The 20,569-nt window shown below is 66.2% G+C and carries 18 protein-coding genes; 10 read left to right on the top strand and 8 right to left on the bottom strand.

Annotated elements, in window-relative coordinates; all coding sequences use genetic code 11:
- From BJY26_RS12300 to BJY26_RS12310, 3 genes are read left to right on the top strand one after another with little or no spacing between them, the layout of a single operon-like run.
- On the top strand, positions 1-942 hold the full coding sequence (locus BJY26_RS12300; RefSeq protein ID WP_179428544.1) for a DUF3710 domain-containing protein: 942 nt from the start codon (positions 1-3) through the stop codon (positions 940-942).
- Positions 943-1,296 (top strand): OB-fold nucleic acid binding domain-containing protein, encoded by a 354-nt coding sequence (locus tag BJY26_RS12305; protein WP_179428545.1) that lies wholly within the window; start codon positions 943-945, stop codon positions 1,294-1,296.
- The gene (locus BJY26_RS12310) at positions 1,293-1,982 is read left to right on the top strand and encodes a DUF3159 domain-containing protein (RefSeq protein ID WP_179428546.1); all 690 of its coding nucleotides are present in this window, start codon (positions 1,293-1,295) and stop codon (positions 1,980-1,982) included. Before BJY26_RS12305 ends, BJY26_RS12310 begins: the two co-directional genes overlap by 4 nt.
- On the opposite strand, the gene BJY26_RS12315 is transcribed toward BJY26_RS12310, so the two are convergent.
- Positions 1,924-2,586: a potassium channel family protein gene (locus tag BJY26_RS12315; protein ID WP_179428547.1), complete on the bottom strand. Its 663-nt coding sequence runs from the start codon at positions 2,584-2,586 to the stop codon at positions 1,924-1,926. The genes BJY26_RS12310 and BJY26_RS12315 overlap by 59 nt on opposite strands.
- A complete protein-coding gene (locus BJY26_RS12320; RefSeq protein WP_179428548.1) occupies positions 2,583-3,251 on the bottom strand; it encodes a potassium channel family protein in 669 nt (222 codons plus the stop codon). The genes BJY26_RS12315 and BJY26_RS12320 overlap by 4 nt, the downstream gene beginning before the upstream one ends.
- A gap of 56 nt (positions 3,252-3,307) precedes the next feature.
- Here BJY26_RS12320 and BJY26_RS12325 point away from each other — a divergent pair, with 56 nt between their 5' ends.
- The 4 genes from BJY26_RS12325 (at position 3,308) to dxs (ending at position 11,505) form a co-directional block, all read left to right on the top strand.
- Positions 3,308-5,311, top strand: a complete 2,004-nt coding sequence (locus BJY26_RS12325) for an APC family permease (RefSeq protein WP_179428549.1) — start codon at positions 3,308-3,310, stop codon at positions 5,309-5,311.
- The gene (locus BJY26_RS12330; RefSeq protein ID WP_179428550.1) at positions 5,302-6,645 is read left to right on the top strand and encodes a class I SAM-dependent RNA methyltransferase; all 1,344 of its coding nucleotides are present in this window, start codon (positions 5,302-5,304) and stop codon (positions 6,643-6,645) included. The genes BJY26_RS12325 and BJY26_RS12330 overlap by 10 nt, the downstream gene beginning before the upstream one ends.
- Positions 6,646-6,766: 121 nt before the next feature.
- A complete protein-coding gene (gene acnA, locus BJY26_RS12335; protein ID WP_179428551.1) occupies positions 6,767-9,520 on the top strand; it encodes an aconitate hydratase AcnA in 2,754 nt (917 codons plus the stop codon).
- A 95-nt stretch (positions 9,521-9,615) separates the two neighbouring features.
- Positions 9,616-11,505, top strand: coding sequence for a 1-deoxy-D-xylulose-5-phosphate synthase (gene dxs, locus BJY26_RS12340; RefSeq protein WP_179428552.1), 1,890 nt, complete (start codon positions 9,616-9,618; stop codon positions 11,503-11,505).
- Positions 11,506-11,603: 98 nt separating this feature from the next.
- On the opposite strand, the gene BJY26_RS12345 is transcribed toward dxs, so the two are convergent.
- The 4 genes from BJY26_RS12345 to BJY26_RS19120 all read right to left on the bottom strand — a co-directional run bounded on the left by BJY26_RS12345 (position 11,604) and on the right by BJY26_RS19120 (position 14,526).
- On the bottom strand, positions 11,604-11,891 hold the full coding sequence (locus BJY26_RS12345) for a hypothetical protein (protein ID WP_179428553.1): 288 nt from the start codon (positions 11,889-11,891) through the stop codon (positions 11,604-11,606).
- Positions 11,888-12,493 carry a winged helix-turn-helix domain-containing protein gene (locus BJY26_RS12350; protein WP_179428554.1) on the bottom strand — a complete coding sequence of 202 codons (606 nt, stop codon included), beginning with the start codon at positions 12,491-12,493 and terminating at the stop codon, positions 11,888-11,890. Before BJY26_RS12350 ends, BJY26_RS12345 begins: the two co-directional genes overlap by 4 nt.
- Positions 12,494-12,620: 127 nt before the next feature.
- The gene (locus BJY26_RS12355; protein ID WP_179428555.1) at positions 12,621-13,871 is read right to left on the bottom strand and encodes an HRDC domain-containing protein; all 1,251 of its coding nucleotides are present in this window, start codon (positions 13,869-13,871) and stop codon (positions 12,621-12,623) included.
- 7 nt (positions 13,872-13,878) lie between these two features.
- On the bottom strand, positions 13,879-14,526 hold the full coding sequence (locus BJY26_RS19120) for a DUF3000 domain-containing protein (protein WP_342354666.1): 648 nt from the start codon (positions 14,524-14,526) through the stop codon (positions 13,879-13,881).
- 135 nt (positions 14,527-14,661) lie between these two features.
- Here BJY26_RS19120 and hemE point away from each other — a divergent pair, with 135 nt between their 5' ends.
- From hemE to hemQ, 3 genes are read left to right on the top strand one after another with little or no spacing between them, the layout of a single operon-like run.
- Positions 14,662-15,708 (top strand): uroporphyrinogen decarboxylase, encoded by a 1,047-nt coding sequence (hemE, locus tag BJY26_RS12365; protein ID WP_179428557.1) that lies wholly within the window; start codon positions 14,662-14,664, stop codon positions 15,706-15,708.
- Complete coding sequence (gene hemG / locus BJY26_RS12370) at positions 15,705-17,099, top strand: protoporphyrinogen oxidase (protein ID WP_179428558.1); 1,395 nt, start codon at positions 15,705-15,707, stop codon at positions 17,097-17,099. The genes hemE and hemG overlap by 4 nt, the downstream gene beginning before the upstream one ends.
- Positions 17,096-17,803, top strand: a complete 708-nt coding sequence (gene hemQ, locus BJY26_RS12375; protein WP_179428559.1) for a hydrogen peroxide-dependent heme synthase — start codon at positions 17,096-17,098, stop codon at positions 17,801-17,803. Before hemG ends, hemQ begins: the two co-directional genes overlap by 4 nt.
- A gap of 196 nt (positions 17,804-17,999) precedes the next feature.
- Here hemQ and BJY26_RS12380 read toward each other — a convergent pair whose 3' ends face one another.
- Positions 18,000-19,304 (bottom strand): D-arabinono-1,4-lactone oxidase, encoded by a 1,305-nt coding sequence (locus BJY26_RS12380; protein ID WP_179428560.1) that lies wholly within the window; start codon positions 19,302-19,304, stop codon positions 18,000-18,002.
- Positions 19,301-20,545: an alanine racemase gene (locus BJY26_RS12385; RefSeq protein WP_179428561.1), complete on the bottom strand. Its 1,245-nt coding sequence runs from the start codon at positions 20,543-20,545 to the stop codon at positions 19,301-19,303. Before BJY26_RS12385 ends, BJY26_RS12380 begins: the two co-directional genes overlap by 4 nt.
- Positions 20,546-20,569: the final 24 nt, after the last annotated feature.

Consider the following 20,569-nt stretch of genomic DNA (forward strand, 5'->3'; position numbering starts at 1 on the left):
ATGGGATTATTCAGTCGCAAGAAGAAGACGGTGGTGGATTCCGGGCCGAGCAAACGAGCAAGCCGGATCGAGGCCGATCGGGCCGACGCGGAGGAGTCCCCGGACGTCGACGAGAACGCCGCTGACGAGAGCGCAGCCGCCTCGTCCGCCGAGGAAACTACCGAGGGCGCGGCGACGCAACCGGACGACGTACCGGAAACCCGCCGAAGCCGCCGCAGGCGCGAAGCCGAGCAAGCCGGCAAAGCGACCGGCAAGCCCGCGGCCGAGCCCGCCGGCACGAAGGCGCGGACCGACGATGACGGCGCAGACAAGTCCGCGCCGACCGACAGGGCGGATTCGGGCCCGTACGACGCCGCCGAAGACGCGGGCCGAGCCCCGCGCGTGGACCTGGGGTCACTGCAGATCCCGGCGGTCGACGGCATGCAGCTTGGACTCGACGTCGATGAAAATCAAGAACGCATAGTGTCGGTCACTTGCGATTTCGGTGAGTCGACGCTGCAACTGCAAGCCTTCGCGGCGCCGCGGTCGGAGGGCCTGTGGCATGAAATCCGCCACCAGATCGCCGCTTCGGTGACGAAGCAGGGCGGCACCGCCGATACATCGGACACGTCGTTCGGCCCCGAAGTGCTTGCCCGCATCCCGTCTCGCACCGGCGATGGCCGGACCGGCGTGCGCCAAGCCCGGTTCGTCGGCGTCGACGGGCCCCGATGGTTCCTTCGTGCAGTGATCGGGGGAGAAGCCCTGACCGACGACCGTGAACGGGAAACAGTCGAGGACGTTCTACGGGGCGTTGTCGTGACCCGCGGCGAAGAGCCGATGGCGCCGCGCGATCTGCTGCCGCTGACGCCGCCGTTGACGGACGACGAGTCCGACGAGGAGCCGGGTGCGGGCGACGAGTTGAACCCGTTCCGGCGAGGACCGGAGATCACCGAGGTTCACTGAGTGGCCAAGCAACGTGAACCGCTGTTCGCCGGACGCGAAAAGATCGAAGCCGACGAGGACGCCAAGTTCGTCGGCCGGACGGCGTCGGAGCCCATCGCGTCGCTGCGTACCCGCCGGCACGCACGCGTCACCGGGGTGATCATCTCCCTGGTGCAAAGCGTCCCATCGGTGTCGCCGTCGCTGACCGTCGAAGTCTCCGACGGCTCCGGCGTCCTGACCGTTACCTGGCTGGGGCGGCGGGCCATCAGCGGTGTGATGGCCGGCAGGTACATCCAAGTGGACGGCATGGTCGATGCCGGGGACGGACGCCCGGTCATGTTCAACCCCTCCTACAGTTTGGCGGTCGCCCAATGAGTGATCCGGAACGCGAACCGGCCGACGAGCGCGTCGCCAAGGCGCTGGCCGGGACCGGATTCGGTAAGGCGGCCGACGGGTCGGTGGCCGGCGCAATCGGCGGAGTCTGGGGGATTGTCGACTCGGTGCTGCCCGGACTGCTGTTCGTCGTCGTGTACACGATCACTCGCTTGCTCGTGCCGTCGCTGGTAGCCGCGGTCGGCGCCGGCCTCGTGTTGCTCGCGATCGCCTTGATTCGTCGTCAACCGGTGGGTCAGGCAATCGGCGGATTCGTCGGAGTGGCCATCTGCGCGGTCTTTTCGCTACGCAGCGGCAACGCGGCAAGTTACTTCGTGCCGGGCTTTTTCATCACCGGGTCGGCGGCAGTGCTGTACGCCGTCTCCATTTTCGTGCGGTGGCCGCTCATCGGCATCATCGTCGGCTACCTGCGCGGCGAGGCCTGGCGGGAAGACCCCGCAAAGATGCGGCTCTACCGCGGAATCACCTGGATGTGGGTGGGCATGTTCGGCCTCCGGCTCGCCATCCAGCTGCCGCTGTACTTCACCGATCACGTCGTCGCGCTCGGCACCTTGCGTCTCGTTCTCGGCGTGCCGCTGTTCGCATTGGTGATCTGGATCTCGTGGCTGATCATTCGGCAGGCGCCAGCAACGCCAGGAGATCAGGCTCGGCCTCTTCGGCTACGATGAAGAACAACTCGTCGCCGCTTTCCAACACGTCGTCGGCGCTGGGCGCGATGGCCCGCGAATTGCGCAAGATCGCCACGATGGTGGCGCCGGCCGGCCAGCTCAGCCGGCCCACGGCCTTTCCCACCACCGGCGACAAGTGATGCACGGTGAATTCCACCAGCCCGGACCTGCCCTGCTCGAATTTCAATAGCCGGACAAGACCGCCCACTTCGACGGCTTCTTCGACCAAAGCCGTCATCAGACGCGGCGTGGACACCGCGACGTCCACGCCCCAGGACGAGTCGAACAGCCATTCGTTCTTCGGATTGTTCACCCGGCCGACGGTGCGCGGGACCGCGAATTCGGTCTTGGCGATGAGCAGGAGCACCAAATTGGTCTTGTCGTCACCCGTCGCCGCCACGACGACATCCGCGTCGTCCAGATTCGCATCGGCCAGGCCCGCGGTCTCGCACGCATCGGCAAGGAGCCAATCGGCTCCGGGCACGCGCTCGCGCTTCATAGCATCGGCCGACTTGTCGATCAGCATGACGGAATGCTTGTGAGCGATCAGCTCGCGGGCGATCGACCGTCCGACGCTGCCGGCTCCGGCAATGACAACCCTCATTCGACGTCACCTTCCGCTTTGCCACCCAAGATTTTGGCCACGTCGTCGCGCCGGGACGCTTCCAGCATGACATGCACCAGATCGCCTTCCTGAATGACGGTGCCGGACGACGGCAAGAGCCCCTCGCCGGTCCGGGTCAGGTAGCACACGCGGGAGCCGCTCGCCGATTCAAGGACGCCCACCGTTCTGCCGACCCAGCTGGAATGCATGTTCACTTCGGCAAGGACCAGCGCGCCGGAGGGCTCGCGGTATTCGCCAATGCTGCCTTGCGGCAAAATGCGCCGCAGCACCTGATCGGCCGTCCACCGCACGGTGGCGACGGTCGGGATGCCCAACCGCTGATAGATTTCGGCCCGCCCCGGATCGTAGATGCGCGCAGCCACGTGGGCAACGCCGAACGTCTCGCGCGCCACCCTGGCGCCCAGGATGTTCGAGTTGTCGCCGCTGCTGACTGCCGCAAAAGCATAAGCATCGGCCGTATCGGCCTCGTCAAGTGTTTCGCGGTCGAATCCCAGCCCCGTCACGGTCTGCCCGGAGAAGTCGTCTCCGAGGCGAAGAAACGCAGCCTCGTCCTGGTCGATGACGGCGACGGAATGCCCGGCATCGTCCAGCGTTCGCGCCAGTGAGGCGCCTACGCGCCCGCACCCCATGATCACAAAGTGCATGTCATTCCGCCTTACCGTTGTCGCTTCGTGGCATCGACGCCCTACGATGGGTGGTCGTGGCAACAATTACCGATGCCGTGAAGAGAGTACTTGTCGGGCGCCCCTATCGCAGCGACCGGCTTCAAGAAACTCTACTTCCCAAACGCATCGCACTTCCCGTCTTCGCCTCCGACGCGCTGTCGTCGGTGGCGTACGCGCCCGATGAGATCTTTCTGACCTTGTCGCTGGCCGGCATCACGGCTTTGACTGTGTCGCCCTGGGTGGGCGGGGCCGTGGCGCTCGTCATGCTCGTGGTTGTCGCCTCCTACCGGCAGAACGTGCGTGCCTACACATCGGGCGGCGGGGATTACGAAGTCGCCAAGGTCAACTTGGGCCGGCAAGCCGGGATCACGGTCGCCAGCGCCCTCCTCGTCGACTACGTGCTGACGGTCGCCGTGTCGATCTCGCAGGCATCGCACTACGCCTCCACGGCGATACCGGCGCTCCGCGGGTACGAGACGTTCATCGCCGTGTTCCTGGTGTTGGTCATCACGGCGGCCAACTTGCGCGGCGTGCGCGAATCCGGCAGAGCGTTCGCCGTGCCGACGTACATCTTCATCATCGCGGTGATCGGGATGGTCATTTGGGGCTTCATCCGGATCGTGTCCGGCTCCCGACTCGAGGCCGCGTCGGCCGCGTACCACGTGGCCCCGCACGCCGGATGGGAGACCGGCTTGATGGGGCTGGCCGGCGCCTTCCTCGTCATGCGCGCCTTCTCGTCGGGCTGCGCCGCGCTGACCGGTGTCGAAGCGATCGCCAACGGCGTCCCGGCATTCCGCAAGCCCAAGAGCAAGAACGCCGCCACCACTTTGCTGATACTCGGTGCCATCGGCATCAGCATGCTGATGGGCATCATGTTCCTGGCGGGTGCCGTCAAGCTGCATTTCGTGACGAACCCGGCCCGTCAGCTCCTCACGGCCGGCGGGACGCCGGTCGGCCACGACTACGTGCAAGAGCCGGTGATCGGGCAGCTGGCCCGGGCCGTCTTTTCGAACTTCACGCCCGCGTTCTACCTGGTTGCCGTCGTCACCGGCGTCATCCTCGTGTTGGCGGCCAATACGGCGTTCTCCGGCTTTCCGGGACTTGCCTCCATCCTCGCCCGTGACGGGTTTCTGCCCCGTCAGCTCAACACGCGCGGCGACCGCTTGGCGTTCTCGAACGGGATCCTCACCCTCGCCGTTGCCGCCATCGTGCTCATCAGCGTCTTTCATGCCGACACCACCAGGCTCATTCAGCTGTACATCATCGGCGTGTTCGTCTCGTTCACGGTGGGCCAGTTCGGAATGGTCAAGCATTGGACACGCGAACTGCGTCTTTTGACGGATAAGAAGAAGCGCGCCCGGGTGATGCGCTCGCGGCTGATCAACCTGACCGGACTGATCCTCACCGGCATCGTGCTGGTCGTGGTTCTCATCACCAAGTTCCTGCTTGGCGCCTGGATCGCGATCGTGGCAATGATCGTGCTGTATCTGATGATGACGGGCATCCACCGGCACTACGCGCGGATCTCCGAAGAGCTTGAGCCCGTCGGGGACGACGATTCGAGGCTTCTGCCGTCGAACGTGCACGCCATCGTGCTGGTTTCCAAGGTGCACAAGCCGACGCTGCGCGCCTTGGCGTACGCTCGGGCCACCAGGCCGACGATCCTCGAAGCACTGACGGTGAGCGTCGACGACGAGGAGGCCCGGTCGCTACAGTCGGCCTGGGACGACCAGGACCTGCCCGTCCCACTGACGGTCATCGCATCGCCGTACCGCGAGATCACGCGGCCGATCATCCAATACGTGCGCCGGATCCGCCGCGAATCGCCGCGCGATGTCATAGTGATCTATATCCCCGAATACGTCGTGGGCCACTGGTGGGAGCACATGCTGCACAACCAGACGGCCCTCCGGCTGAAATCGAGACTGCTCTTTGCCACGGGCGTGATGGTGGCCAATGTGCCCTGGCGGCTTCAGTCGTCGTGGCGGGCGGTCGACTCCCGAAATTACGCGGAAGAGAAGACACGCGAATGGAAATGACACTGGACATCGGCGCACCGGCGGCCGGCGGAACCTGCGTGGCACGGCACGACGGCCGCGTCGTGTTCGTCTCCGGCGCCCTGCCGGGCGAAAGGGTGCGGGTCCGCATCGATGACGCGGACCCGTCGGCGAAATTCTGGCGAGCCTCGACCCTCGAGGTGGTGCGGCAATCTCCCGACCGGGTCCCGGATCGATGGCCGGAAGCCGGTCCGGACGGCGTCGGCGGCGCCGAACTCGCGCACATGGACCTTGCGGCGTCTCGCCGGCTGAAGGGGGACGTCATCGTCGAGCAATTTCGGCGGCTGGCCCATCTCGACGTCGACGTGGAGGTCGAGGCGGCGGATGGCGACGGCGCCCGGGACGGCCTCGGCTGGCGCACCCGTATGCAATTCGCAGTGACTCCGGATGGCCGGCTAGGGGCGATGGCCGCCCGATCTCACGACGTCCGGCCGTTGAACGCGCTTCCGCTTGCGGTGCCCGCGATCGCCGATTTGGGCCTGACGGACATGCGGTTCGGCGGGGCCGTCGGCGTGGAAGTCGCCGCCTCGTCCACGGGGGACCGGCTCGTGATCGTTCGCTACCCGGCCGGCCGGCCCAGCGCGGCCGACACGCGCGCGTTGAAGCCGCTCATCGCGACCGGCGCGTCGGTCGTCCAGATGGCCAAACCGCCCAGGCCGGCCGGCGCCAAGAGGAAAAAGATGCCGGCTCGCGCCACGGTGCTGTCCGGGGCCGATCACGTGACCGAGCGCGTGGAACTGCCCGATGTCGGAACGAGAGACTTCCGGGTCACTCTTGGCGGGTTCTGGCAGGTGCACCGCGCTGCTCCGGCATTGTTGGCTCGGCACGTGGCCCGGGCGGCGGGAGTGCGGCCCGGCGACCGGGTCGCCGATCTCTACTGCGGCGCCGGCCTATTCACCGTCGGCTTGGCGCACGCAGCCGGCCCGGACGGGTCGGTCGTCGCGATCGAAGGCGACAGCGGAGCGGTTGCCGATTTGACACACAATCTCGGAGACGCCGACGGCGCGCCGGTCGACGTCCGGCGCGGCCCCGTGGCCGGCAAACTGCCGGGAGAGAAGACGCTGGACGTCGCCGTGCTCGATCCGCCGCGGGCCGGCGCCGGGCGCGACGTGGTCCGCCGGATCGCGGCCTGTCGTCCGCGCACGATTGCGTACGTGTCGTGCGACCCGGCCACGCTGGCACGCGACTGCCGGTATTTTGCCGACGAGGGGTACCGAATCGAGCAGGTCAGGGCATTCGACTTGTTTCCGCTCACGGCACACGTCGAATCGCTCGTCACGCTGCGCGTCCTCGCGAACCCGCCGGAGATGCGCTAACATTTATCTCGACATCAAGATACTTTCGGTCGGAGATCGGGAATTTAGGTGGACCTGACTGGAAAGCCGCGCCGCGGCGGTCCAGGATGGTGCAGACAGACTGCGAAATGAGGAAATCGGTATGAGCGAAGTCGACAGTTTCAATTCCAAGGGCGGCTTGGACGTCGAAGACAACAGCTATGAGATATTCCGGCTTTCGGCGGTGGACGGCGCCGACAAGCTCCCGTACAGCCTGAAGGTGCTGCTCGAAAACCTCTTGCGCACCGAAGACGGCACGAACGTGACGAAGGAGCATATCGAAGCGCTCGGCCATTGGGACCCGACGGCCGATCCCAACACCGAAATCCAGTACACGCCCGCCCGTGTCGTCATGCAGGACTTCACCGGCGTGCCCTGCATCGTGGACCTCGCCACCATGCGCGAAGCCATGAAGGATCTCGGCGGCGACCCGGCCAAGATCAATCCGCTGTCGCCGGCCGAACTGGTTATCGACCACTCGGTGATCGCCGATTCCTTCGGCACGCCGGAGTCATTCGAGCGCAATGTCGACCTCGAATACCAGCGCAACGGCGAGCGCTACCAGTTCCTGCGCTGGGGCCAGACGGCGTTCGACGACTTCAAGGTCGTTCCTCCGGGCACCGGCATCGTGCACCAGGTCAACATCGAATACCTGGCCCGCACGGTCTTCACGCGTGAGATCGAAACCACGAACGGCACCGTGACGCGGGCGTACCCCGACACCTGCGTCGGCACCGACTCGCACACCACCATGGTCAACGGACTCGGCGTCCTCGGCTGGGGCGTCGGCGGCATCGAAGCCGAAGCCGCCATGCTGGGCCAGCCCGTGTCGATGCTCATTCCGCGCGTGGTCGGCTTCAAACTGACCGGAGAAATCCCGGCCGGAGCGACGGCTACCGACGTGGTTCTCACCATCACCGAGATGCTGCGTAAGCACGGCGTCGTTGGCAAGTTCGTCGAATTCTACGGCGACGGCGTCGCTGCCGTGCCGCTGGCGAACCGCGCCACTATCGGCAATATGAGCCCGGAGTTCGGTTCGACCGCCGCGATCTTCCCGATCGACGAGGTCACGTTGGACTATCTGAGCCTGACCGGACGCTCCGACGAGCAGGTCAAGCTGGTCGAGGCGTACGCCAAGGAACAGGGCATGTGGCACGATCCGAGCCGTGAGGTCGCCTATTCGGAGTACCTCGAGCTCGACCTGTCGACCGTCGTGCCCTCGATCGCCGGTCCGAAGCGCCCGCAGGACAGGATCGCCCTGACCGACGCGAAGACGACGTTCGCTCGCGACCTGCTCAACTACGTCACGGCGGACGACGAAGCGGAACTTGAATCGTTCCCGGCGTCGGACGCACCCGCGCAGCACACGAACGGGCGCCCGCACAAGCCGACGCCGGTGACGCTGGCCGACGGCACCAAGACCGAGATCGACCACGGGGCCGTGACAATTGCGGCAATCACCTCGTGCACCAATACGTCGAACCCGTCGGTCATGATCGCTGCCGCGTTGGTGGCGAAGAAGGCGGTCGAGCGCGGATTGAACCGCAAGCCGTGGGTCAAGACCACGTTGGCGCCCGGATCGCAGGTTGTCACGAACTACTACGACAAGTCCGGCCTCACGCCGTATCTGGAAAAGCTCGGGTTCAACCTCGTCGGCTACGGCTGCACGACGTGCATCGGAAACTCGGGACCGCTGCCCGAAGAGATCTCGAAGGCGGTGAACGACGCCGATCTTGCCGCGACGGCCGTGCTGTCGGGCAACCGGAACTTCGAAGGCCGCATCAACCCGGACGTGAAGATGAACTATCTGGCGTCCCCGCCGCTGGTCATCGCGTATGCACTTGCCGGCACCATGGACTTCGATTTCGAAGCCGATGCGCTGGGAACGGACAGTGACGGCAAGCCCGTGTACCTGCAGGACATCTGGCCCACGCCGGAGGAAGTGCAGGCCACCATCGATGAAACCATCGACCGCGGCATGTTCACCAAGGACTATGCCGACGTGTTCACCGGTGACGAGCGCTGGCGGTCGCTGCCCACTCCCGAAGGCAAGCTGTTCGAATGGTCCGACGAGTCGACCTACGTGCGCAAGGCGCCGTTCTTCGACGGCATGACCAAGGAGCCGCAGCCGGTCGAGGACATCTCGGGAGCACGCGTGCTGGCCAAGCTCGGCGATTCGGTCACTACCGACCACATTTCGCCGGCCGGATCGTTCAAGCCGAGCACGCCCGCCGGCAAGTACCTGCTCGATCACGGCATCGAGCGCAAGGACTTCAACTCGTACGGATCGCGCCGCGGTAACCACGAAGTGATGATCCGCGGATCGTTTGCCAACATCAGGCTGCAAAACCAGTTGTTGGACGGCGTCCAGGGCGGCTTCACTCGCGACTTCACGGTCGAGGGCGGCCCGCAGAACACCATTTTCGATGCTTCCGAACACTACCAGGAAGCGGGAATTCCGCTCGTGGTGCTGGGCGGCAAGGAATATGGTTCCGGCTCATCGCGTGACTGGGCGGCCAAGGGCACCGTGCTGCTTGGTGTGCGCGCCGTGATCGCAGAGAGCTTCGAGCGGATCCACCGGTCGAATCTGATCGGCATGGGCGTGCTGCCGCTGGAGTTCCCGGCCGGGGAGTCCCAGACGTCGCTCGGGCTCGACGGCACCGAGACGTTCGACATCTCGGGCGTCACGGTCATGAACGAGGGCGACACGCCGGAAACCGTCCACGTCACGGCGACCGGTTCCGACGGCGTCGTGGCCGAGTTCGACGCCCCGGTGCGCATTGACACGCCCGGAGAGGCGGAGTACTACCGTAACGGCGGCATCCTGCAGTATGTGCTGAGGTCGCTGGCCAAATAAGCGGCGGGCTAGACGATGCGGGCGGCGGACCGATGGTTCGCCGCCCGCGTCGTAAACTGTACGAGTCGGATTCGGCAGGAAAGGCGGCGCGAGAGATGGGACTGTTGGAGTCCATCGAGGGGCCGGGCGACCTAGAACGCCTGACCTTGGACGAATGCGAACAGTTGGCGGCCGAAATCAGAGCCGAACTGATCGCCGACGTCTCGAAGACCGGGGGGCACCTGGGCCCGAACCTGGGAGTGGTCGAGCTGACCACGGCGATCCACCGGACCTTTTCCTCGCCGCGCGACACGATCCTGTTCGACGTGGGCCACCAGGCGTACGTGCACAAGATGGTGACGGGGCGCTCCGGAGATTTCGGCACGTTACGCCAGCTGGGCGGCTTGTCGGGATATCCGGCCCGTGCCGAGAGCCCGCACGACGTGATCGAGAATTCACACGCGTCGACCTCTCTGTCGTGGGCCGATGGCATCGCCAAGGCCTATCAGATTTCCGGCGAATCCGATCGGAGTGTCGTCGCGGTGATCGGCGATGGCGCGTTGACCGGCGGAATGGCCTGGGAGGCGTTGAACAATATCGCGGCGGACGGAAGCGCGACGCATCGGCGCCTTGTCATCATCGTCAACGACAACGGCCGTTCCTATGCACCGACGGTCGGTGGCTTTGCGCAACATCTTGACATGCTGCGCACCTCCGCCGGATACGAAAAGCTGCTCCAATGGGGTAAATCGGCCCTTCAACGCGGCGGCGCACCCGGACGGTTCGCCTACGACGCACTCCATGGATTCAAAAAGGGCGTCAAGGACATGGTCGCGCCCCAAGGCATGTTCGAAGATCTTGGGCTGAAATACATCGGCCCTGTGGACGGTCACGATCAGGACATGCTCGAACGTGCGCTTGCCCAGGCAAAGGGATATGCGGGGCCGGTCATCGTGCACGCCATGACTCAAAAGGGCCGCGGATACGCCCCCGCCATGGCCGATGAGGCGGACCAGTTCCACTCGGTGGGGGTCATCAACCCCGAGACCGGGCTGCCGATGTCGCCGTCCGGCGCGCGGTCGTGGACGAAGGAATTCGGCGACGAGCTCGTTCGGCTTGCCGAAGGTCGCGATGATCTCGTGGCGGTGACTGCCGCGATGATGCTCCCGGTGGGCCTGCAAAAATTCGCGTCGAAGTTTCCGGGCCGGGTATTCGACGTCGGCATTGCCGAACAACACGCCGTGACTTCGGCCGCCGGACTGGCCTTCGGCGGCATGCATCCGGTCGTGTGCTTGTACTCGACATTCTTGAACCGCGCCTTCGACCAACTGCTGATGGACGTGGCATTGCACAGGGCCGGCGTCACGTTTGTTCTTGATCGCTCGGGAGTCACGGGGCCGGACGGCGCGAGCCATCACGGGATGTGGGATCTGGCGCTGTTGCAGGCGGTCCCGCACGCTCACGTGGCGGCCCCGCGTGATTCGACGCGGTTGCGTGAGGAACTGGGTGAAGCGGTGACCATCGATGATGCGCCGTCCGTCGTACGCTTCTCGCGAGGATCCGTGGGCCCGGACGTGGAAGCCTCGGTACGGCTCGACGACGGCGTGGACGTGCTGGCTCGCGGAGGCTCGGACGTGCTGATCGTCTCGGTCGGCGCGCTTGCCGACCGGGCGCTCGAGGTACAGGCTCGGCTGGCCGACGAGGGGATCGGGGCCACTGTCATCGACCCGCGGTGGGTGCTGCCGGTGCCGGCGTCGGTGATTGAGCTGGCGGCGAGGCATTCGCTGGTGGCAGTACTGGAGGACGGCGTCCGGTCCGGAGGCGTGGGAGCTCGCGTGCGCCACGATCTCCGAGATGCCGGACTGCGGCAAGGCGTCGCCGAACTCGGTCTTCCGGCCGAATTCCTCCCGCAGGGAACCCGCGAGGAGATCTTGAAATTCGCCGGCCTCGACGTGGAGACTCTCACCAAGCGGATCCTGTCCGAGGTCTCCGATCTGCGCGGCTAGCTCTTCTCTTTCGCAAAACGCCCCGCCGCGTATAGGGCGCCCCGTCATGACTTCGCGTTCTTTACGCGGCGGGGCGTTTTGCGGGTTGTGGCGGGCTGCTAGCGGGGGAGGCCGGTGAAGAACGCCAGGTCGCGGTCCTTGCGGCGATCGAGCCGGCGGGCTATTTCCGCTGCGCCGGTCGGCATATGCATTGCCCGGCGGAGTGCTCGGCGACGTCCCCAGTTGGCGATCGCGATACCGGCCCGGACAGCGAATCGGCCGGGCCCGGTCGACGCCTCGGCGCCATCGATGTAGATCTCGCGCGTGACGGTCGTGGTGCGCTCGACGATTCGGCCGGCGTGCCGATGCCGCGTCGGCGGAACGGGGGTTTCGATGATCGTAGTCATGAGGGTGTTTCCTCTCCGTCGATGAGGGGGAAGGCATTGAATTGGATTTGCACGGGCCGCGACCCCGGATCGTCGCGGTTGCGGAATCGATCGATGAATTTCTGGGTCACGGCGTGATATTCGGCAACGACTTCGGCCAATTGCTCGCGCGTCAGCCGCAGGTTGCTGGTCGAGATATCGGAGACGTCGGACCAGCTGGGTGGGACACGTGTCTGATCGAAAAGTCCATCGACGAAATCGGCCAGCGCCTGCTGGGAACCACGCGTCCATTCACGCAGTACGAAGTTGGCGGCCGCCGTCGCGGACGGGTCGGCCTTGCCCGAACGCGTGCCGACGGCAACGGCTCCCGGGGTACGCTCCCACCACTTCTCCCGGCCATTGCCCTTGCCTTCCGCGACGCGGATGAACTGGTGCCGGGCAAGCTGGCGCAGGTGGTAGCTCGTCGAGCCCGACGATTCGCCGAGCTGCTTGGCCAAGCCGGTAGCGGTCTGCGGACCGTACATCGATAGCGAGTCGTAGATTGCCATCCGGAGCGGGTGGGCGAGGCCCTTTAATTCGGCGGGGCCGATTTCGCGAACGTCGCTCGATTCCGATGCTGTCATAACTGCAAAGATACACTTGCAAAGAAGTATTTGCAAACAAATATTTGTAGTTTTCGGAACGGTGTTCGTGTGCAGAACGTGGCGCGGTGTCGGGAAGTGCAGGTGCGGTGGAGTGCAGGGAAAGTAGTTAGGCGTCGGCGGCAGCAAGTGCCTGAGTCAGCGGGCCTGCGACGATCGTGCGTTGCCAGGGCCGGGCGCCGAGTGCGGAAAGCGCCTCATCCACGGACTGCGCGGAAAGCGGCTGCGGAGGTTCCCAGCACACGGCCCGCCACACTGACGGCGTCATCAAATTCTCCGCCGGAACCTCGTACTGCTCGTGCAGTGAGGCCATCACGGCTTTGGCAGCGGTCAGCCGTTCGGCGGCCTCGGGGTTTTTTCCCGGCCACATCCGCGGAGGCGGGGGAGTCGCCGTCTTCTTGCCCGATTGCGGAAGTTCGGCGTCGTCGAGCCGTGCCGCAGTCTGCAAGGCAGTGAACCACAGCCCGACTTGAGACTTGGCCGCTCGGCCGCGGAAAGCCGGAATGGACAAGAGTGAGCGCTTTGACGTCGGAGCGGCTTTGGCGGCCGCGATGATCGCCGCGTCGGGCAGCACTCGGCCGGGAGCCACGTCCGTCTGGCGGGCGTAGTCCTCGCGCGCTTGCCACATCTCGCGAACGATGGCCAGTGCCCGCGGGGCACGTATCGTGTGCAGGCCCGATACCCGTCGCCACGGTTCGGCGTGCACGGTCGGCTTGAAGTCGAGCAGATGGAGAAATTCCTGCCGGGCCCATTCGGCCTTGCCGGCTTGCTCGAGCTCGTCGGCAAGGAGGCCGCGCAGTTCGATGAGCACCTCGACATCGAGTGCCGCGTAGCGCAACCACGGCTCCGGGAGTGGACGGGTCGACCAATCGACCGCCGAATGCTCCTTGGCGAGCCGGACGCCGATCATTCGCTCGACGACAGCGGCAAGCCCGACTTTGGGCCAACTCAGCAGACGCGCGGCCAGTTCGGTGTCGAACACGGCGTCCGGCGTCATCCCGGTGTCGGCCAGACACGGAAGATCCTGGGTGGCGGCGTGCAGTATCCATTCGGACCCGCGCAGGGCGGTATCGATCGAGGACAGATCGTGCAGCGCTTCGGGGTCGATGAGGAACGTGCCGGCACCGGCACGGCGCAGTTGGATGAGGAAGGCGCGCTGTCCGTACCGGAACCCTGATGCCCGTTCGGCATCGACTGCTACCGGGCCGGACGCCGCGGCCAGGGCGCGGGCGGCAGCTGCCAGGTCGTCCGGTGTGTCGATGACTGCCGGCACGCCGTCCCGCGGTTCGTGCAACAGCGGCAGGGGTGGGGGCTCCGGCGCGTCGCTCTCGGGCCGACTGGTCGATGCGTCGGACGTCATGCGCGGCTCACCGGCGGCGCCCCGGAAGTGCCGTGACGCCTTCGGGCACCGGGGGCAGTCCGGCGACCATGCAGATCAGTTCGCCCCATGCCTCCAGATGCCTGCCCATGGCGCTTGGGGCGTTCCCCGGCGTCCAGGATGCGCGGATCTCCAAATCGACCGAGGTGGGCCGGGCGGCCAGCGAGCCGAAGCTCTCGGACAGCACTCGCGTCACGGTCCCGCCTTGAGCCGTGTAGGCGGCATCGTTGCCGTCGAGAGCCTCGACCAACCACGACCACGCGACCGAACCGATCAACGAATCGTGTCCGAGTTCGTGCTCGAGTTCGGCGCGTACATAGCTGACGACGCGAAATTTGCCGCCCCATTCGAGGGGGGACGACGGATCGTACAACAGCACGATCCGCCCGGTTGCCAGCTCGTCGAGCGCCTCGCCGGTGACTTGTTCGAAATTCTTTGGCGCCATGACGTCGGCGCTCATCGCGACGGCATACGGCGCCAGCCGGCCGGGCGGCGGAATCTCCGTCATGTCGATTTCGGAGCGCAAGGAAACTGCGCGTAGGGCCTCGCAGGCTTCGTTGAACTCCGGCGGGGAAGACGAGATTGACTCACGTGCATTCACATCTTCCACCGTACGACCGGATACCGACAGTGGCACTTCACCACGCCGAATATCCTTCCCGGAATGCTGCGGGCGTTGGTGTTTAGTGCGTCGGCACCGCTGCGGGCGAAGGGTTGTGGGGTGCGTCACCACCGGCCACGAGCGGCGGCCCCGCGGTGACACAATGACTGTATGGCTGCCTTCGACCGGCCCGCGCCGGCCCGTGATTCCGCGCTCGTCCGTGCCGCCCGCGGGCTGCCGACGGACCATGTGCCCGTGTGGTTCATGCGCCAGGCGGGTCGGTCGCTGCCCGAATACCGCGAATTGCGGGCCGGCACCACCATGCTGCAGGCGTGCCGGACGCCGGAACTCGTCACTGAAATCACGCTGCAGCCGGTGCGCAGACTCGGAGTGGATGCGGCGGTATTCTTTTCCGATATCGTCGTGCCGCTGCATGCGGCCGGTATTGGCGTGGACATCGTGCCGGGAGTCGGACCGGTCGTCGAGAAACCGGTGCGCACGATGGCCGATGTCGATGCCCTTCCCGAACTCGATGCGGGCCAGATCGACGACATCGCGGCAAGCGTTCGGATGACGGTCGCCGAACTGGGTTCCACGCCGCTGATCGGCTTCGCCGGCGCTCCGTTCACCCTTGCCAGTTATCTGATCGAAGGCGGGCCCAGCAAGAACCACGAGCTCACCAAGTCGATGATGCACGGTGCTCCCGACGTGTTCGACGCCTTGTTGTCGAAGCTATCCGCAATGTGCGGAACTTTCCTGTCCGTCCAGGCCGCTGCCGGCGCGTCGGCATTGCAGCTGTTCGATTCCTGGGCCGGCTACCTCTCGGCCGCGGACTATCGCACGTACGTGCTGCCGCATTCGCGGGACGTGTTCGCGCATGTGGCGCGGCTGGGTCTTCCCACCATCCATTTCGGCGTCCAGACCGGTGAACTGCTTGCGGCAATGGGGGAAGCCGGGCCGGACGTGGTCGGCGTCGATTTCCGTGTGTCGCTGTCGGATGCGGCGGTCCGGGTGCCCGATACCGTGCTGCAGGGCAACCTCGACCCTGCTTTCTTGTTCGCCCCGTGGGACGCCGTCCGGCCGGTTGTCGACGAAATAGTCCGCCAGGGCAGCGAGTTGCCCGGACATATCTTCAACTTGGGTCACGGCGTGTTGCCGACGACGGACCCCGATATGCTGGCGCGCGTCGTCGACCGCGTCCACGACGTGACATCGTGACCGAACGGTCGATCGCGGTCATCGGCGGAGGCATCACCGGCCTCACCGCCGCCTATCGGCTGCGCCGGGATGCTCCGGACGACGTCGACGTGCACTTGTACGAGGCCTCCGAGCGGCTGGGCGGATGTATCCGCGGCACCGATCTGGACGGCGTGCTCGACGAATCGATCGACGTGGGTGCCGAAGCCGCTCTCGCTCGGCGTCCCGAAGCCGTGGACCTGGCACGCGAGCTGGGACTGACGACCGAAGCGCCCGGCAGCGCACGATCGGCGATATTTTCGCGCGGGGAATTGCATCCCATCCCCGGGGGATCTGTCATGGGAGTACCGGCCGATCCGGAAACGGCGGCCGGTCTGCTGGACGACGACGAGGTTCGCCGGGCCGCACGCGAAACTGTCACGGGCGCGGTCTCCGGCGATATCGCCGTTGCGGACTTCATCGAAGCACGCCTGGGCCCCGGAGTGGCCGACCGACTCGTCGATCCGTTGCTGGCCGGTGTGTACGCCGGCAATTCACGGCTGCTCTCACTGCGCGCCACGATCCCGGCGTTATGGCCGGCCGCCCGTGACGGCACGTCGCTGCGCGAGCTCGTGCGCCGCACGGTTCCGCGGCCCGCGGGGCAAGCGCCGACCGATCGGCGTCCGGCGCCCGTCTTCATGAGCTTGCGCGGCGGGCTGTCGAGCATGATTGCCGCGCTCGAACGTGAACTCGGCGATGTTGTCCGTCGAAGCGCGCCGGTCGGCCCGCTTCGACGGTCCGGCGGCCGGTGGCATTTCACTGCCGGTGGAATCGCACGGGCCGCGGACGGCGTCATCGTGGCACTGCCTGCTCATGCCGCGGCAACGGTGATGGCCGGAGCCGCCCCCGACGTCGGCGCCGAGCTGGGCACTGTCGAATTCTCCACGTCGGCCGTTGTCACGGCGCTGGTGGATCTCGACGACGCGCCGCCGCTCGAGGGCTCCGGATTCCTGGTGCCCGCGGCCGAAGCCCGCATCATCAAGGCCGCGACTATTTCGTCGAACAAATGGCCGTGGATCGCCCGGATGCTGCCGCCGGGCACGGCGTTGGTGCGTGCGTCGGCCGGGCGTCACCGCGACACGGCAGTGCTTGACCGGACCGACGACGAACTTGCCCGTGCCGCCCTTGCGGACGTCGAGCGCATTACGGGCCGAGCGCTGCCGGTCCGTGCGGCGTCAGTCACCAGGTGGCCGGGTGCTTTGCCGCAATACCTGGTCGGCCATGACCAACTTGTCGGACGCATCCGCGCCCGCATGAACGAGGTTCCGGCAGCCTGCTTGGCCGGTGCCGCCTATGACGGCGTCGGCATTCCTGCCTGTATCGGCTCCGCGCGGCAGGCGGCGGAGTCCATCTTGAGAGAATTGAGAGTATGAACGACACCGAACGCACCAGCGAAGTCCATCCCGACGACATCAATCAAACAATGCGGTACTGCGGATGGTCGGTATTCCGCGCGTCGTCTGCGCTGCCGGAGGATCGCGCCGGTCTTGCTACCGAGGTGGAGGATCTGTTGGCCGAGCTGTCGGCCGAAGACCTGGTTGTCCGCGGTTTTTACGACGTCTCCGCGCTGCGTGCCGATGCCGATCTGATGGTCTGGTGGCACGCGCCGGTCGTCGAATCGATCCAGCAGGCTTATTCTCGCTTCCGCAAGACCGCGCTGGGATCTCACCTGACCCCCGTCTGGTCGAACGTGGCGGTGCACCGGCCGTCCGAGTTCAACAAGGCGCACGTGCCGTCGTTCCTGGCCGGCAAACCGGTCGGTGATTACATCTGCGTGTATCCGTTCGTGCGCTCGTACGACTGGTATGTGCTTCCGGGCGAAGAACGCAGCCGGATGCTCCGCGAGCACGGGATGGCAGCGCGCGACTATCCGGACGTACGGGCCAACACGATGTCGGCGTTCGCGCTCGGCGATTATGAATGGATTCTGGCATTCGAGGCCGACGAATTGCACCGCATCGTCGACGTGATGCGCGAGCTGCGCGGCGTCGATGCGCGGCTGCACGTGCGTGAGGAAACGCCCTTCTATACCGGACCGCGTCGCAAGCTGCTCGACATCATCGACGACCTGCCCTGACCCGGAGCTGCCCTGATCCCGTCTTGACTCGGTCCCGCCCTGACCCCGTCCTGACCCGGATCCCCTCCCGCGTTTCCACTTCTGCCGTCGAGTGGTGGCGAGTGGCCGTTGTACCCCGCCACCACTCGACGCATAGGGGGTGGGGCGGTCGGGGCGGTCAGGTGCCGAAAATCGGTGAACGCGGAGAGCTGGGCGGTCACGTGCCGAAGATCTGCCGAAGGTACGGATTGGCAAAGACCCGACCGGGGTCCAACGCGTCGCGCACTGCCAGAAAATCGTCGAAGTGCGGGTACAATTCGCGCAGGTCCGCGGCCGACCGGGTGTGCAGCTTGCCCCAATGCGGCCGTCCACCGAATTCGCGGAAGATGTCTTCGACGGCGGCGAAATACTCGCGGTGGTCTTCACGCAAGTATCGGTGTACCGCGATGTACCCGGTGTCGCGGCCGTACGCCGTCGACAGCCACAGATCGTCCGGCGCGGCAGTGCGAACCTCGACCGGGAACGAAATACGCCACCCTTTCGAGTCGATGAGTTCGCGGATTCGCCGGACGGCGTCCGGCACGACTTCGCGCGGCAGCGCATATTCCATTTCGCGGAACCGTACCCGCCGCGGTGTCGTGAACACAGACGACGACGCGTCGGTGAAGTCGCGATGTCCCAGCAGTCGTCCGGCCAGCCGGTTGATCCGCGGCACCGCGATCGGGACGGCCGAGCCCAGACGGCAGGTGAGTGAATAGACGGCGTTCGATACCACCTCGTCGTCGACCCACCGCCGCATGCCGGGCAGCGCCTCACCGGGGGCGTCGACGGGCACCCGCGTGTTGGTCTTCGTCAGCGCCGTGGCGGTGTGCGGAAACCAGTAGAACTCGAAGTGATCGGCCCCGGTGCATCGGGAGCGGAAGTCGCCGAGCACGTCGTCGAGCGGCTCGGGAGCTTCGACGGCGTGCAGTTTGAACGCCGGCACGCACTGGATCGTGACATCGATCAGGACGCCGAGCGACCCGACGGCCAGCGCAATTGCGGGCCACTCGCGAGGATCTCTGGTCTTCGAGAATTTTCGCAGCTCGCCGTCCGCAGTGGCCACCGTCATCGCGGTGGCCTGGGTGGCGAGCCCGCCGAACCGGGTACCCGTGCCGTGGGTGCCGGTCGACAAGGCCCCGGCCACGGTCTGCCGGTCGATATCGCCAAGGTTCGCCATGGCCAGCCCCAGCTTGGAGAGCATGGGCGGCATGTCGTACAGGTATGTGCCGGCGCCAACGGTGACTTGCCGGGCACCCGGATCGTAGGACACCAGCCCGGACATGGCGGACATGTCCAGCTGCACGCCCGGCGCCAGCGCGGCACCCGTGAAACTGTGGCCCGCGCCTATCGCCTTGACCGGCAGCCCGTCGCGGACGGCGTCCAGAACGGCCCCGGCCGTCTCATTCGCCCCCTTCGGGCGGACGACCCGCGCCGGCGTCACCGATTCCAGTCCGGACCAATTGCGCCAAAGCGCGCTCATAAAAAGGCCTTTCCCTCGCCCCGGTAAGTTGGAAGCGTCTCTGCGACGGCGTCATCCGAGACTACCGCGAATTCATTGACGTGTTCGCTCAGCTCGCCGGCCTTGGTGTGGCGGAGCCATGCCCGATCGCCGACGCCGAGATTCCCGACGCCGGTCAGCGGCGTTTGCACTTCGCCTGCCATCTCACTGCCGACCATGCGGGCGCCGGCCGGCCAGGCCACCTCCGGAAGCCTATCCGGCGCGGCCGGTCCCGACGCGATCCATCCTCCGCCCATCAGGGTGGCGATCCCGGGTGCGGGCCGGCGTACCACGGATAAGGCGAACGCAGCGGCCGGCGCCGGGCTGAACGACCGGTATCCGTCGAACAGGTGCGGGCCGAATAATCCGCTACCGGCGGCGATCTCGGTGACGGACCCGTCGGCCGCCGTCGAATCGATCGAACCGGTGCCGCCGCCATTGACGAACTCCAGGTCGGCGACGCCGCGGACGGCGGCGACGGCCTCGGCGCGGCGGCCGTGAAGTTCGGCCACCGATCGGCGTTGGATGCGACGGATCGCTGCGCCGCGCACCGGCTTACCGGGGGGCGCATCGGCCAGGCCGGCAACTTGAGCTTCGTACGCCATCATTCCGACGAGCTCGAACCCCCGGCGTGCGGCAATGAGTTCGGCGAGAGCACGCGCTTCGGCAGGGGAGTGCACGGGCGAACGACGGACACCGATGTGGGCGCGTACAGGGCCCGGCAGCTTCGGCCGCCACGACGCGTCGAGTTCGAGACAGACTCGGACGGGAAACCGGTCCGGCGGACTGAGCACGGCGTCGACGGCGTCCAAATGGTCGACCGAATCAACCATCAGCGTGACTCGGCCCGCCAGCGATTCGTCGGTGGCCAGCCTGCGGATCGCCTCGCGGTGCGTCGTCGGATAGCCGACGACCACGTCGTCCACCGTTTCGGCCAGCCACAACGCTTCCGGCAACGTGTATGCCAGAACGCCGTGATATCCGTCGTGCTTCATCAGCTCCTCGACGACGCCGCGCACACGGACTGACTTGCTTGCCACTCGGATCGGTTTGCCGCCGGCGCGCCGGAGCATATCGGCGGCGTTCCAGGCCAGGGCCTCTTGGCAGAGCACCGCCAGAGGCGGGTCGAGATGAAGGGTGGCGGCCGTCAGGGCCGGCCAGTACGCTTCGGGGCGGGTCCATGGCCGGTCGGCCGGCACGGAACGGAGATCGGGAAGTTTCATGGGGCTGCCTTCACTTGTGTGCTC

It is taken from the genome of Spelaeicoccus albus, from assembly GCF_013409065.1.
Taxonomy (GTDB): Bacteria; Actinomycetota; Actinomycetes; order Actinomycetales; family Brevibacteriaceae; genus Spelaeicoccus; species Spelaeicoccus albus.